At 63.4% G+C, this 13,391-nt stretch carries 14 protein-coding genes; 10 read left to right on the top strand and 4 right to left on the bottom strand.

The features are described 5' to 3' along the window. Positions 1 to 25 precede the first annotated feature (25 nt). From C7I36_RS04885 to glyA, 4 genes are all read right to left on the bottom strand, one after another. Positions 26 to 679 carry a riboflavin synthase gene (locus C7I36_RS04885; RefSeq protein ID WP_106452615.1) on the bottom strand — a complete coding sequence of 218 codons (654 nt, stop codon included), beginning with the start codon at positions 677 to 679 and terminating at the stop codon, positions 26 to 28. Beyond that, positions 679 to 1,794 carry a bifunctional diaminohydroxyphosphoribosylaminopyrimidine deaminase/5-amino-6-(5-phosphoribosylamino)uracil reductase RibD gene (gene ribD / locus C7I36_RS04880; RefSeq protein WP_106452614.1) on the bottom strand — a complete coding sequence of 372 codons (1,116 nt, stop codon included), beginning with the start codon at positions 1,792 to 1,794 and terminating at the stop codon, positions 679 to 681. Before ribD ends, C7I36_RS04885 begins: the two co-directional genes overlap by 1 nt. Beyond that, positions 1,795 to 2,244, bottom strand: coding sequence for a transcriptional regulator NrdR (gene nrdR / locus C7I36_RS04875; protein ID WP_106452613.1), 450 nt, complete (start codon positions 2,242 to 2,244; stop codon positions 1,795 to 1,797). Positions 2,245 to 2,482: 238 nt separating this feature from the next. Further along, positions 2,483 to 3,736 carry a serine hydroxymethyltransferase gene (gene glyA, locus C7I36_RS04870; protein ID WP_106452612.1) on the bottom strand — a complete coding sequence of 418 codons (1,254 nt, stop codon included), beginning with the start codon at positions 3,734 to 3,736 and terminating at the stop codon, positions 2,483 to 2,485. A gap of 257 nt (positions 3,737 to 3,993) precedes the next feature. Here glyA and C7I36_RS04865 point away from each other — a divergent pair, with 257 nt between their 5' ends. The 10 genes from C7I36_RS04865 to C7I36_RS04820 all read left to right on the top strand — a co-directional run bounded on the left by C7I36_RS04865 (position 3,994) and on the right by C7I36_RS04820 (position 13,353). Beyond that, positions 3,994 to 4,614 (top strand): molecular chaperone TorD family protein, encoded by a 621-nt coding sequence (locus tag C7I36_RS04865; RefSeq protein ID WP_106452611.1) that lies wholly within the window; start codon positions 3,994 to 3,996, stop codon positions 4,612 to 4,614. Beyond that, entirely contained in the window at positions 4,611 to 4,964 is a 354-nt protein-coding gene (locus C7I36_RS04860; protein ID WP_425445031.1) for a DUF2956 family protein, read from the top strand. The genes C7I36_RS04865 and C7I36_RS04860 overlap by 4 nt, the downstream gene beginning before the upstream one ends. Beyond that, positions 4,964 to 5,392 (top strand): YqaA family protein, encoded by a 429-nt coding sequence (locus C7I36_RS04855; protein ID WP_198401801.1) that lies wholly within the window; start codon positions 4,964 to 4,966, stop codon positions 5,390 to 5,392. The genes C7I36_RS04860 and C7I36_RS04855 overlap by 1 nt, the downstream gene beginning before the upstream one ends. Positions 5,393 to 5,710: 318 nt before the next feature. Beyond that, complete coding sequence (locus tag C7I36_RS04850) at positions 5,711 to 7,501, top strand: DUF294 nucleotidyltransferase-like domain-containing protein (protein ID WP_106452609.1); 1,791 nt, start codon at positions 5,711 to 5,713, stop codon at positions 7,499 to 7,501. Further along, positions 7,501 to 8,109, top strand: a complete 609-nt coding sequence (locus C7I36_RS04845; RefSeq protein WP_106452608.1) for a 3'-5' exonuclease — start codon at positions 7,501 to 7,503, stop codon at positions 8,107 to 8,109. Before C7I36_RS04850 ends, C7I36_RS04845 begins: the two co-directional genes overlap by 1 nt. 182 nt (positions 8,110 to 8,291) lie before the next feature. Next, positions 8,292 to 10,241, top strand: coding sequence for an acetate--CoA ligase (gene acs, locus C7I36_RS04840; protein ID WP_106452607.1), 1,950 nt, complete (start codon positions 8,292 to 8,294; stop codon positions 10,239 to 10,241). 323 nt (positions 10,242 to 10,564) lie between these two features. Beyond that, complete coding sequence (gene aroQ / locus C7I36_RS04835; protein ID WP_106452606.1) at positions 10,565 to 11,014, top strand: type II 3-dehydroquinate dehydratase; 450 nt, start codon at positions 10,565 to 10,567, stop codon at positions 11,012 to 11,014. Positions 11,015 to 11,047: 33 nt separating this feature from the next. Further along, on the top strand, positions 11,048 to 11,506 hold the full coding sequence (gene accB, locus C7I36_RS04830; protein WP_106452605.1) for an acetyl-CoA carboxylase biotin carboxyl carrier protein: 459 nt from the start codon (positions 11,048 to 11,050) through the stop codon (positions 11,504 to 11,506). Positions 11,507 to 11,515: 9 nt separating this feature from the next. After that, entirely contained in the window at positions 11,516 to 12,856 is a 1,341-nt protein-coding gene (accC, locus tag C7I36_RS04825) for an acetyl-CoA carboxylase biotin carboxylase subunit (protein ID WP_106452604.1), read from the top strand. A gap of 131 nt (positions 12,857 to 12,987) precedes the next feature. Continuing rightward, complete coding sequence (locus C7I36_RS04820) at positions 12,988 to 13,353, top strand: RidA family protein (protein WP_106452603.1); 366 nt, start codon at positions 12,988 to 12,990, stop codon at positions 13,351 to 13,353. Positions 13,354 to 13,391 lie beyond the last annotated feature (38 nt).

The following is a 13,391-nucleotide window of genomic DNA, read 5'->3' as shown; positions in this document are numbered from 1 at the left end:
TCCCCTTGGTTGATTCGGTTAGCCGCTATTTCACAAAACCGCTGGCGGCCAGGGTCGCCAGGGTCAGTCCGCCTGAAGTTTCACTCTGACCGCCGCTCAGCAGGCGTTCCAGATAGCGGGCGATAATGTCTACCTCCAGATTGACGCTGCGGCCAACCTGCCAGTCGTTCAGTGTGGTGTTATTCAATGTATGGGGCACCAGCGTCAATTTAAAGGCCGCACCCGCAACCGCGTTCACGGTCAGGCTGATGCCGTCCACGGTGATGGACCCCTTTTCCGCAATATAACGGGAAAGTTCGGCCGGGGCGTCGATCCACAGCTCAATGGCAAACCCTACCTTGGTTTTTTTGCTGATGCGCCCCACGCCGTCCACATGGCCGGACACCAGATGGCCGCCGAGGCGGGTGGTGGGCAGCAGCGCCTTTTCCAAGTTCACCGCCTGGCCGGGCTGGTAGTCGGCAAAGCCGGTGCGATTGAGGGTTTCAATTGACACATCGGCGCAATAATAATCCTTGCCAAGGGCCGTGACCGTAAGACACACGCCGTTGGTGGCGATGGAGTCACCCAGGGCCACATCGGACAGGTCCAATGCCGGGCAGTGAATGCGGATCACCGAGGAGGCGCCCTTGCGTTCAATGGCGGCCAGGGTGCCGGTGGCTTCAACAATACCGGTAAACATCAGTCGGTTACCCTTGCAGTCAGTTTGAGATCGCCGCCCACAAAGCGGCAGTCCTGCCAGGCCAGTCTTGGCGGCTGACTCATGGCAGTAAATTCCGGCAGCGCCAGCAGGCCCCGGGCCGGGTTGCCCATCAGCATGGGGGCCTGATAGAGCACCAGTTCGTTCACCAGACCGGCCGCAAACAGGGCGCCCCCCAGGGTCGCCCCCGCCTCCACCCACAAATGATTCAGCTGACGCCGGCCCAGCTCCTGCAGCAGCAGCGCCAGATCCAGCTTGCCGTGCTCACTCAGGGGCAGCACGCATTCTTCCACCTCATCGCCAAGGCCGCCGGTGACCCGGCCGCGCAGCAATAAAATAGGGCCGGGCTGGGCAAACAGCCGAAGGCCGGCATGCAGCCGGTTTTGGGTGTCGATAACAATGCGCAGGGGCTGGCGCAGCTCGTTCTCGGCATAGGCATGGCGCACCGAGGCGGGCAGCTCGTTCCAGCGCACGTTGAGAGCGGCGTTGTCCATCAATACGGTGTCGGCACCGGAAAGAATGGCGCAGCTTTGCGCCCGGTGGCGCTGTACGTCGCGCCGGGCGGCGGGGCCGGTGATCCACTGGCTTTCGCCGTTGGCCAGCGCGGTACGGCCATCCAGGCTGGCGGCGAGCTTCAAGGTGACAAAGGGCCGGCCGGTGCGCATGCGGTGCAAAAAGCCCGTGTTGACCGCCTCCGCCGCCTCGCTCATCAGCCCGGCCTCGGCCTGAATGCCTGCCTCGCGCAGCATGGCCAGGCCCCGGCCGGCGACCCTGGGGTTGGGATCCACCATGGCGGCCACCACCCGGGCCACACCGGCGTCAATCAGCCCCTGGGCACAGGGCGGGGTGCGGCCGTGATGGGAGCAAGGCTCCAGGGTCACGTAGGCAGTGGCGCCGCGGGCCGCCTCACCGGCCTCGCGCAGGGCAAACACCTCCGCATGGGGGCCGCCGGCACGGCGGTGAAAGCCCTCGCCCATCAGCTCGCCGTCTTTCACGATCACACAGCCCACCGCCGGGTTGGGGCTGGTGGTAAAACGGCCGCGACGGGCCAGCTCAAGCGCCCTGGCCATCCAGCGCGCGTCGTCTTTTGTGAACACTTATTGCTCCAGGCGGGCTATCTCTTCGCCAAACTGGCGCAGATCTTCAAAACAACGGTAGACGGACGCGAAGCGAATGTAGGCCACCTTGTCGAGTTGCCTGAGCTCTTCCATCACCAGGTTGCCGATAAGCTCCGACTTGACCTCCCGCTCGCCGGTGGCACGCAGCCGGGATTTGATGCGGCTGATGGCCTGCTCGATGGCTTCGGTACTGACCGGCCGCTTTTCCAGCGCCCGCTGCATGCCCGCTTCCAGTTTGTCTTCGTTGAAGGGCTCGCGGATACCGCTGGTCTTGATAATGCGCGGCATTACCAGTTCGGCGGTCTCAAAGGTGGTAAAACGCTCCCGGCAGGCATTGCATTCCCGCCGCCGGCGCACCTGCAGGCCGTCGCCCACCAGGCGGGAGTCGATGACCTTGGTTTCGGTTGCGTTGCAGAAGGGGCAGTGCATGTTGCCTCCGCGGGGCCAGGGATGGCCCTAGTGTAAAGAAGCGGGCTGTGGATTTAAAGCGGGGAGTTAAATACAGGGACTCGGGATTGGGGAATCGGGACTGGATAGAGCGCCTGCGGCGCTAATGCAGGCTGCCTTACCCGCATATTGCCGCACAGCGGCAACCTCGATGCCCGGTTAATAACCGGCAATAAAAAAGGGACCGGGGTACAAATCCCCAGTCCCTAATCCCTAGCTTTTAAGCGTAAACCGGGTGGCGACGGCAGATATCCAGCACCTGCTCTTTCACCCGGGCGATGGTGGCGTCGTCGTTGATATTGCTAAGCACATCGCAGATCCAGCCGGCCAGCTGGCGCACTTCGGCTTCACGGAAACCGCGGCGGGTCACCGCCGGGGTACCGATACGGATACCGGAAGTCACGAACGGCGAGCGCGGATCGTTGGGCACGGCGTTCTTGTTCACGGTGATGAAGGCGCGGCCCAGGGCGGCGTCGGCTTCCTTACCGGTGATGTCCTTGTCGATCAGGTCGAGCAGGAACAGGTGGTTGTGAGTACCGCCGGACACCACCTTGAAGCCGCGCTTCTGGAACTCGTCGGCCATGGCCTGGGCATTTTTCACCACCTGGCCCTGGTACTCCTTGAACTCGGGCTCCATGGCTTCCTTGAAGGCCACCGCCTTGGCGGCGATGATGTGCATCAGGGGGCCGCCCTGGCCACCGGGGAAGACGGCGGAGTTCAGCTTCTTCTCCAGCTCTTCGTTGTTGGCAGCGGACAGGATCAGGCCGCCACGGGGACCGGCCAGGGTCTTGTGGGTGGTGGTGGTGACCACATGGGCATGGGGCAGCGGGTTGGGATAGTGGCCGGCGGCGATCAGGCCCGCCACGTGGGCCATGTCGACCATAAACCAGGCACCGACCTTGTCGGCGATTTCGCGCATGCGGGCCCAGTCGACCAGGCCGGAGAAGGCGGAGAAGCCACCGATGATCATCTTTGGCTGGTGTTCGACCGCCAGGCGCTCCATCTCTTCGTAGTCCAGCACACCCTGCTCGTTGATGCCGTAGGGGATGATGTTGTACATCTTGCCGGAGAAGTTGGCGGGAGAGCCGTGGGTCAGGTGGCCGCCGTGGGCCAGGTTCATGCCCATGACGGTATCGCCGGGCTTGACCAGCGCCATAAAGACGGCGGAGTTGGCCTGGGAGCCGGAGTGGGGCTGAACGTTGGCAAAGGTGGCGCCGAACAGTTGCTTGGCACGCTCGATGGCCAGATCTTCGACGATGTCGACATACTCGCAGCCGCCGTAGAAACGCTTGCCCGGATAGCCTTCGGCGTACTTGTTGGTCAGCTGGGAACCCTGCGCCTGCATCACCCGCGGGCTGGTGTAGTTTTCGGACGCGATCAGTTCAATGTGCTCTTCCTGGCGCACTGTCTCGTCACTGATGGCCTGCCACAGCTGGGGATCATAATCGGCGATATTCATCTCACGCTTTAACATCCGTCTCTCCTGACTCATGGGACTTGTCACTGAAAGCCCGAGTGTACCCCCAAGGCGCAGCCCGGCCTAGTCCTGAAAAGCAGGTTATCAATATTTTTTTATCTTTATGTTGAAAAGTTCACAAAAAGTTGAATCCAGCATAACACACCGCCCATCCCCCGCTTACCCGGGACGGGCTGGATATAGCCGGCAAACCGGATAGAATGGGCGTTTGATCCCAGGCCCGCCATCCGGGCCCCATACCGTTGAGGGGGAATATGCAAGACTTCAACCTGACCTCGCAGCGCCGAGCCGAGCTGTACCAGTGGTTCACCGCCCTGTTTGCAGCCCCCCTGTCCGAAGAGGATATCCGGGAATTCGGCGGCTACGACATGCACCGTTTCCTCGACAGCCTGGCCACCCTGGATCCACTCACCGAGCCGGCCGAAGGCTTTCGCCGCCAGGCAGAGCGAGTGCTGGCCCTGCCCGATCCCCATGCCGGCCTGCTGCAACAATACGGTCGGCTGTTCGGCCAGCCTTCCCTGCTCGACACTTCGGCCCTGGCCGAGCCGGAAGACCAGGCTCTGGTGCTGATGTCGGTCCTGCTGCAACGCCACGGCACCCGGCTGGACGACGACGACCCGCTCAATGCCTGCAACCAGCTGGAAATGATGGCCAGCCTGGCCCTGGCCGCTGCCGCCACGGACGAGGACGGCGCACGCCTGGCGCTGCTCGATCAGCAGCGGGAACTGGCCAACAACCTGCTGATCGGCTGGCTGCCGCCCTTCGAGGCCGCCTGCCGGGAACGGGACGAGTTCGGTTTTTACGCCGCCGCTGCCGGCCTGCTGCAGGCCATGTTCAGCATGGATCTGCACTACCTCAACAACGTGGCCGAATAATGCGCTACGACAAACACAAAAAGCCCGAGCCTTCTCCCCAGACCCGGGAAGAAGCCGAGCGCCTTGCCCGCGCGACCCAGCGCCCGGGCCAGACCAAGGAACAGACCCGGCTGATCGCCCAGGGCATCCAGAAGGGCATAGAGGAATATAAAAAGCAGCAAAAAGCCAAAGCCCGGGCCGCCGACAAGGCGCGCCGGCAACAGGCCCGACGCCAGGACGAAGATGCAGCGGACGAGGCCTTGCCGCTGGACGAGGCGCAGGCCCCGTCATCCAGCGCCCTGCTGCCCTGGCTGCTGCTGGCGCTGAGCTGGCTCGGCTTCGGCCTCTATCTCTGGCTCATGCGCGGCTGATGGATTTTTTTATCGTCTTCGCCAGCAGCCTGCTGGCCGCCACCGTGGCACCCTTCGCTTCCGAGGTGGTGCTGACGGCGGTGCTCAGCCGCCAGCCCGACGCCGCCGTGCTGCTCTGGGCACTGGCCAGCGTGGGCAACACCCTGGGTTCGGTGGTCAACTGGTGGCTGGGCAAGTACCTGCTGCACTACCAGGACAGGCGCTGGTTTCCGGTCAAGCCGGTGCAGCTGGCCCGGGCCCAGCACTGGTTCAACCGCTTCGGGGTCTGGACCCTGCTGCTGGGCTGGTTGCCGGTGGTGGGCGATCCCCTCACCTTTATCGCCGGGGTGATGCGGGTGCGGCTGGCCCTGTTCGTGACCCTGGTGTTTATCGGCAAGGCCGGCCGCTACCTTACCGTGATCTGGTTCGCCGAGCGGTTGTTGCTGTAATGGCCTGCTTACGATCTCTGTACGTTTGCCTGTAGGCGCCCGTTTACGTGGCGCAAGGCTGCAAATGGCGAGGAACCCGCAGGCCCGGTGGATATTCCCCGGCGGCTGAAGCGCCGACGACAGGAGCGACTGGCAAGTGCTCCGCGGCCCCTTTGTCTTGCTCAAAGCCCAGTGTCGCCTGTTGCCTCTTGGCAGGGCCGCACCAGACCGTCTCGCAAAGCTCGCAAAGATAGTAACCAGGCACTGCGACTAAAGTCGGCTGGACAGCCCCCGGGCGGCGGCGATACTGGAGGTGAACGCCGGGGCAAGGAGCCGCACATGCAGGATCAGTTCAATTTCGATCATCCCCCCTTCAATACCCTCACCGCCGAGCAGCGCCAGGATCTGCTGGACCAGACCGACATCGCCTATTTCAACCGGGGCGAGACCATACTGCGCCCGGGCCAGCTCATCGATTGCCTGTACATCATCCTCAAGGGGGTGGTGGAGGAACGCCACGCCGAGCGCAGCGAAATCTTCGCCCAGTACACCACCGACGATTTGTTCGATCTGCGCGGCCAGTTCGACGGCGAGTGCCGGCACAGCTATGTGGCACTGGAGGAAAGCCTGTGCTTTGTGCTGCCCACCCAGGCCTTTCTCAACCTGATGACCGAAAACCCCGACTTCGCCGCCTGGTTCCAGCAGGATCTGCAGGGCCGCCAGCAGGCGGCAGGGCCGCAAAAGAACCTGTCGGAATTCATCCTCACCCGCATCGACAACGGCAATATCCAGCCGGCCATGGTGATCGACGGCCAGACCTCCATCTACCAGGCCACCTCCCTGCTGCGGACCCACCATCTGGAGTCGCTTATCGTCACCCACGACGGCAGCTTCGGCATGCTCACCGGCACCGACCTGCTTTATGGCGCCGTGCTCGACGAACGGCCCGCCACCGAGCCCGTGCACCCCCTCGCCAGCTTCAACCTGATCTCGGTACAAAAGGGCGATTTCCTGTTCAACGCCCTGATGCTGATGATCCGCCACAAGATAGAGCGGGTGGCGGTCAAGGAGCAGGAGCAGCTGGTGGGCATACTGGAGATGACCCAGCTGCTCAGCCAGTTTTCCACCCACTCCCATGTATTGGGGTTGCGCATCCTGCGCGCCGCCAGTATCGATGAACTGGCGGAAGCCGCCGCCACCCTGGGCATGCTGGTGGAAAACCTGCACAACAACGGGGTGCGGCTGCCCTTTATCATGAAGCTCTTGGCCACCCTCAACGAACAGCTGATGCGCAAGGCCTTCGAATTCGCCTTCCCGGCCGCCTACCACGAGCGGCTGGCGCTGATGGTGCTGGGCAGCGAAGGGCGCGGCGAGCAAATCCTGAAAACCGACCAGGACAACGCCCTGGTGCTGGAGGACGGGCTGGATGCCGCCGAGATCCTGCCCCATGCCGAACAGTTCAGCCGCTACCTGGAACGGCTCGGCTACCCACCCTGTCCGGGCAAGGTGATGGTCAACAACCCGGAGTGGGTGCTGACCGCCGGCCAGTGGCGGCAAACCCTCAGCCAGTGGATCGGCCAGAATACTCCCCACAGCCATATGCAGTTGGCGATCGTCAGCGATCCCCACTTTATCGCCGGGCGCGAATCCCTGGTGCGCCAGCTGCAGCGCCACCTGCTCGACAGCCTGAAGGGCAAGGAACTGCTGCTGAGCGAATTCGCCGCCCAGGCCCTGCGCTTTCATACCCCGCTGACCTTCTTCGGCGACATCAAGCATTCGGCCAAGGGGCTGGACATCAAGCGCGGCGGCATCTTCCCGCTGGTGCAGGGGGTGCGCGCCCTGGCCCTGGAACAGGGGCTGACCGAAACCAACACCCTGGAGCGGGTCCAGCAACTGACCGCCCGGCGCGTGCTCGAGCCGGATGTGGCCGACAACCTGGGTGCCGCCCTTATCCTGTTCTGGCAGCTGCGGCTGGAACAACAACTGGCCCGGGGCGGCGACGGTCTGAACCAGCTCATCGACCCGGCCGCCTTGCCGCGCCACCGCCGGGATCTGCTGCGCCACGCCCTGCATGTGGTGAAAAAATTCAAGCAGCAACTGGAAGTGCACTTCCAGATCCGGAATCCCTGATGCTGCCCCTCAAGCGCCTGTGGCTGGCCCGCCGCTTTGCCGACTCCCCCTGGCGACACCTGTTCGAGCCCTACCGGGGCGACGAGGTGATCGCCATCGACACCGAAACCACCGGCCTGGATCCCCGCCGGGCGGACGTGCTGACCATTGCCGCCGTGCCCGTGCGGGGCAACCGGGTGCTCACCAGCCAGCGGCTGGAACTGACCCTGGCCCCCAGCGCCAAGCTCACCGGCGACAGCATCCGCATCCATGGCCTGCGCCACCAGGATCTGCGCCAGGGTGTGCCGCTCGAGCGCGCCCTGCCCCAGTTGCTGGGCTTTATCCAGAATCGTCCCCTGCTCGGCTACCATGTGCGCTTTGACATCGCCATCCTGAGCCGGCTGAGCCGGGAACGGTACGGCTTTGACCTGCCCAACCGCCATGTCGAGCTGGCCAACCTCTATCGCCGCCGTTGGCTGATGCAAAATCCCGAGGTCGAGCCCAACCTGGGCTTCGAGGCCATGGCCCGGTCGCTCGGCGTGCCGCTGTTGGCCCGCCACACCGCCTTTGGCGACGCCCTCAGCACGGCGCTGATGTACCTCAAGCTGCGCCAGCGGGGCGCGGCCTGAGCCGCACCCGCGGCCCGGGGTGGATTGTCGACAACAAGGCCGTATACTGCATAAACAAAATCTCAACAATACCGCTGCCATTGTAATGGCGGTGTTGCATGGCTAGCCGAAAGTCTAATTGAGCGAAACGACCATCTGGGTCACCTTGTTAACCAATGGTTATTGCACCAAGGAGCGGAATAATGAGTGAAGTAAAGGTTTATCCGGTTAAGGCCAATATTGCCGACACAGCCCTGCTGGACGATGCCGGCTATCAGGCCATGTATCGCCAGTCGGTGGACAACCCGGAGCAGTTCTGGGGCGAACAAGGCAAAATCATCGACTGGATCAAGCCCTACACCAAGGTCAAGCATACCTCCTACGATCCGGGCCACATCAGCATCAAATGGTTCGAGGACGGCACCCTTAACCTGTCCGCCAACTGTATCGACCGCCATCTGGCCACCAAGGCCGACGACGTGGCCATCATCTGGGAAGGCGACAGCCCCGAGGACGACAAGCAGGTCACCTACCGCGAGCTGCACGAACAGGTGTGCCGCTTTGCCAACGTGCTCAAGGCCCAGGGCGTGAACAAGGGCGACGTGGTCAGCATCTATATGCCGATGGTGGTGGAAGCCGCCGTGGCCATGCTGGCCTGTACCCGCATCGGCGCCGTGCACTCGGTGGTGTTCGGCGGCTTCTCCCCCGACGCCCTGGCCAGTCGCATCGTCGACTCCGGCGCCAAGGTGGTGATCACCGCCGACGAGGGCCTGCGCGGCGGCCGCCGGGTAGCGCTCAAGGCCAACGTGGACGAAGCCCTGGCCAATCCCAAGGTGACCAGCGTGAAGAGCGTCATCGTTTACCGCCGCACCGGCGGCGACATCGCCTGGCATGAACACAGGGACATCTGGTGGCACGAAGCCGCCGCCCGGGCCGGCACCGACTGCCCGCCGGTGGAAATGAACGCCGAGGACCCGCTGTTTATCCTCTATACCTCCGGCTCCACCGGCACGCCCAAGGGCGTGCTGCACACCACCGGCGGCTACCTGGTGTACGCGGCCATGACCTTCAAGTACGTGTTCGACTACCACCCGGGCGACATTTACTGGTGCACCGCCGACGTGGGCTGGATCACCGGCCACAGCTACCTGATCTACGGCCCCCTGGCCAACGGCGCCACCACCCTGCTGTTCGAGGGCGTGCCCAACTATCCCAAGACCAACCGCATGGCGCAAATCGTCGACAAGCACCAGGTCAATATCCTCTACACCGCCCCCACCGCCATCCGCGCCTTTATGGCCAAGGGCAACGAGGCGGTGGAAGGCACCAGCCGCGCCAGCCTGCGGGTGATGGGTTCGGTGGGCGAGCCCATCAACCCCGAGGCCTGGGAATGGTACTACAAAGTGATCGGCGACGAGCGCTGCCCCATCGTCGACACCTGGTGGCAAACCGAGACCGGCGGCATCCTGATCACTCCGCTGCCCGGCGCCACCGAACTCAAGCCCGGCTCCGCCACCCGCCCCTTCTTCGGGGTGCAGCCGGCGCTGGTGGACGGTGAAGGCCAGGTGCTGCAGGGCGCCACCGACGGCAACCTGGTGATCCTGGACTCCTGGCCGGGCCAGATGCGTACCGTGTACGGCGATCACGACCGCTTCGAGCAGACCTATTTCTCCACCTTCCCCGGCACCTACTTTACCGGTGACGGCGCCCGCCGCGACGAGGACGGCTACTACTGGATCACCGGCCGGGTGGACGACGTACTCAACGTGTCCGGCCACCGCATGGGCACCGCCGAAATCGAATCGGCGCTGGTGGCCCATCCCAAGATCGCCGAGGCCGCCGTGGTCGGCGTGCCCCACGAGATCAAGGGCCAGGGCATCTATGCCTACGTCACCCTCAACGCCGGCGAAGTGCCCTCCGCCGAGCTGCATAAAGAGGTGAAGGACTGGGTGCGTAAGGAAATCGGCCCCATCGCCACCCCGGACGTGATCCACTGGGCCGAGGGCCTGCCCAAGACCCGCTCCGGCAAGATCATGCGCCGCATCCTGCGCAAGATCGCCACCGGCGAGACCGACTCCCTGGGCGATACCTCCACCCTGGCCGATCCGGGGGTGGTCGACCGGCTGATCGAAGAGCGCAGCCGGGTCGCCTGAACCCGCTCCGTTCATCCACGCCGCCTTCGGGCGGCGTTTTTTTACCCGTTATTCTGCGTCAGCGCGCCGAAAGCTGTCGCCCGGGATATCCCGGGCGGAAGCCGCCGCTGCCCGCACCGTCCAACTTCCTTGCGCGAAGCGCCGCCAGGCCCATAAATTTATCAGTCATTAGACCAGTAATTTGCTGCCAATTTTCATGAAATCACTATAATTGGGCGCACCGGGCCGATATGCGAGATTTTATTTGCCAGTCACCGGCAAAAACCGCTAGGCTCCCTGTAACCCGATGTGTAACCCGCAAGATTGCCGAGGATTGCTGCATAATGGCTTATAAGTTCCGAATTCTGCTGCTCAATGGTCCCAACCTCAACCTGCTGGGACGGCGCGAACCGGGCATTTATGGCCAGAGCACCCTGGACGAGATAGTGCAACGGCTGACCGCCCAGGCGGCCGCCCGCGATATCGAACTCGGCCATCTGCAATCGAACGCGGAACATCTGTTGATCGATGCCATCCACCAGGCGCAGGGGCAGCAGGATTTTATCCTTATCAATCCCGCCGCCTTTACCCACACCAGCGTGGCCATTCGCGATGCCCTGCTCGGGGTCAACCTGCCCTTTATTGAAGTGCACCTGTCGAATGTCCACGCCCGCGAGCCCTTCCGCCACCACTCCTACCTCTCGGACAAGGCGGTGGGGGTGATCTGCGGCCTGGGTGCCGATGGTTACGAATTTGCCCTTGAAGCGGCGGCCCGCTACCTGGCCCGTCGTTGATTCAGCACAGCACCAACATAAAAGAGAACGCTCATGGATATTCGTAAAATCAAGAAACTGATCGAACTGGTTGAAGAATCCGGCATCGCCGAGCTGGAAATTTCCGAAGGGGAAGAATCCGTTCGCATCAGCCGTTACGGTGCCCCGGCGCCGGCCATGGCCGTACCCCAGTACCAGGTGCAGGCCGCTCCGGCCCCCGCCGCTGCCCCGGCGGCCGCTCCTGCTGCCCCGGCCGCCGATGCCCGCCCCGAGCTGAGCGGCCACGTCATGCGCTCCCCCATGGTGGGCACCTTCTACCGCGCCTCCAGCCCGGGCGCCAAAAACTTTGTGGAAGTCGGCCAGAGCGTGAACGTCGGCGATACCCTGTGCATCGTTGAAGCCATGAAGATGATGAACCAGATTGAAGCCGACAAGGCCGGCGTGGTGAAAGCCATCCTGGTCGACAACGGCCAGCCGGTCGAGTTCGACGAGCCCCTGTTCATCATCGAATAAGGAATTCCCATGCTCGATAAAGTAGTCATCGCCAACCGCGGTGAAATCGCCCTTCGCATCCTGCGCGCCTGCAAGGAGCTCGGGATCAAGACGGTGGCGGTGCATTCCACCGCCGACCGTGAACTCAAGCACGTGCTGCTGGCCGACGAATCCATCTGTATCGGTGGCAACCAGGCCAGCCAGTCGTACCTGAATGTGCCCTCCATCATCGCCGCCGCCGAGGTCACCGATGCCGTGGCCATCCATCCCGGTTACGGCTTCCTGGCGGAAAACGCCGACTTCGCCGACCAGGTGGAAAAATCCGGTTTTATCTTCATTGGCCCGCGTGCCGATACCATCCGCCTGATGGGTGACAAGGTGTCCGCCATCGAAGCCATGAAAAAGGCCGGTGTGCCCTGTGTGCCGGGCTCCGACGGCCCCATCGGCAGCGACGCCAAGAAAAATGCCGCCATTGCCAAACGCATCGGCTATCCGGTGATCATCAAGGCCGCCGGCGGCGGCGGCGGCCGTGGCATGCGGGTGGTGCGCGCCGAAAACGAACTGGAAAAAGCCATCGCCATGACCAAGGCCGAGGCCGGATCCGCCTTCGGCAACGACATGGTGTACATGGAGAAATTCCTGGAAAACCCGCGTCATATTGAAATCCAGGTACTGGCCGACGGCCAGGGCAACGCCATCCACCTGGCCGAGCGCGACTGCTCCATGCAGCGCCGCCACCAGAAGGTGGTGGAAGAGGCCCCGGCCCCGGGCATTACCGCCGAGATGCGCAAGTTCATCGGCGAGCGCTGCTGCAAGGCCTGTGTCGACATCGGCTACCGCGGTGCCGGCACCTTCGAGTTCCTCTACGAGAACGGCGAGTTCTATTTCATCGAAATGAACACCCGTATCCAGGTAGAGCACCCGGTGACCGAGATGATCACCGGCGTGGATCTGATCAAGGAACAGCTGCGCGTCGCCGCCGGCCAGCCCCTGTCCATCACCCAGGAGCAGGTGGTGGTGCGCGGCCATGCCATCGAGTGCCGGATCAACGCCGAAGACCCGCAGACCTTTATCCCCAGCCCGGGCGAGATCACCCGCTTCCACTCGCCGGGCGGCCTGGGCGTACGCTGGGATTCGCATATTTATGCCGGATACCGGGTACCGCCCTACTACGACTCCATGATCGGCAAGCTTATCTGCTACGGCGAAAACCGCGACATCGCCATCGCCCGCATGAAGCATGCCCTCAACGAGCTGGTGATCGAAGGCATCAAGACCAATATCCCGCTGCATAAAGAGATCATGAGCGATGAAAACTTCCGCAACGGCGGAACCAACATCCACTATCTCGAGAAAAAACTGGGCCTGTAAGCCAGCCGGCTTCCCCTCCGTCAACGGCGCCGCAAGGCGCCGTTGCTGTTTTGCCAGGCCCGCGCGGCTTTTCCCGGCTCCGGCTTTGCCGCTAGAATACCCGGCCAATGCCCACCTGAGAGAGTCACAATATGAACATCCACCGCATCAACCCTGCCCAGCGCTGGTCCGACATCACCGTGTTCAACGGCATCGCCCATTTCGTCGAAGTACCGGAAGGCGACCTCGGCGCCGATATCCGTGGCCAGGCCGCCCAGGTGCTGGCCCAGGCCGAACAGGCCCTGGCCAGGATCGGCAGCGACAAGACCCGGCTGCTGTCCGCCACCATCTACCTGACCGACTTTGCCAACCTGGCCGCCTTCAACGAGATCTGGGACGCCTGGTTCGCGCCCGGCACGGCGCCGAGCCGGGCCTGCGTCAAAGCGGAGCTGGCCAGCCCCGACTACCTGGTGGAAATTGCCTTTGTGGCCGCCGCCGGCGAGGCATACCAGGGATAAGCCCGCACACGAGCCGCCTGCGCTCCCCCTGAACCACA

Origin of the sequence: Zobellella taiwanensis (assembly GCF_003012795.1) — a bacterium.
Taxonomy (GTDB): domain Bacteria; phylum Pseudomonadota; class Gammaproteobacteria; order Enterobacterales; family Aeromonadaceae; genus Oceanimonas; species Oceanimonas taiwanensis.
This window is presented reverse-complemented; position numbering and strand designations above follow the sequence as displayed.

Coding starts and splice junctions, on each gene's coding strand:
- C7I36_RS04885 (WP_106452615.1), bottom strand. CDS start 679: ATGTTTACCGGTATTGTTGAAGCCACCGGCACCCTGGCCGCCATTGAA.
- nrdR (WP_106452613.1), bottom strand. CDS start 2,244: ATGCACTGCCCCTTCTGCAACGCAACCGAAACCAAGGTCATCGACTCC.
- glyA (WP_106452612.1), bottom strand. CDS start 3,736: ATGTTAAAGCGTGAGATGAATATCGCCGATTATGATCCCCAGCTGTGG.
- C7I36_RS04865 (WP_106452611.1), top strand. CDS start 3,994: ATGCAAGACTTCAACCTGACCTCGCAGCGCCGAGCCGAGCTGTACCAG.
- C7I36_RS04855 (WP_198401801.1), top strand. CDS start 4,964: ATGGATTTTTTTATCGTCTTCGCCAGCAGCCTGCTGGCCGCCACCGTG.
- C7I36_RS04850 (WP_106452609.1), top strand. CDS start 5,711: ATGCAGGATCAGTTCAATTTCGATCATCCCCCCTTCAATACCCTCACC.
- C7I36_RS04845 (WP_106452608.1), top strand. CDS start 7,501: ATGCTGCCCCTCAAGCGCCTGTGGCTGGCCCGCCGCTTTGCCGACTCC.
- acs (WP_106452607.1), top strand. CDS start 8,292: ATGAGTGAAGTAAAGGTTTATCCGGTTAAGGCCAATATTGCCGACACA.
- aroQ (WP_106452606.1), top strand. CDS start 10,565: ATGGCTTATAAGTTCCGAATTCTGCTGCTCAATGGTCCCAACCTCAAC.
- accB (WP_106452605.1), top strand. CDS start 11,048: ATGGATATTCGTAAAATCAAGAAACTGATCGAACTGGTTGAAGAATCC.
- accC (WP_106452604.1), top strand. CDS start 11,516: ATGCTCGATAAAGTAGTCATCGCCAACCGCGGTGAAATCGCCCTTCGC.
- C7I36_RS04820 (WP_106452603.1), top strand. CDS start 12,988: ATGAACATCCACCGCATCAACCCTGCCCAGCGCTGGTCCGACATCACC.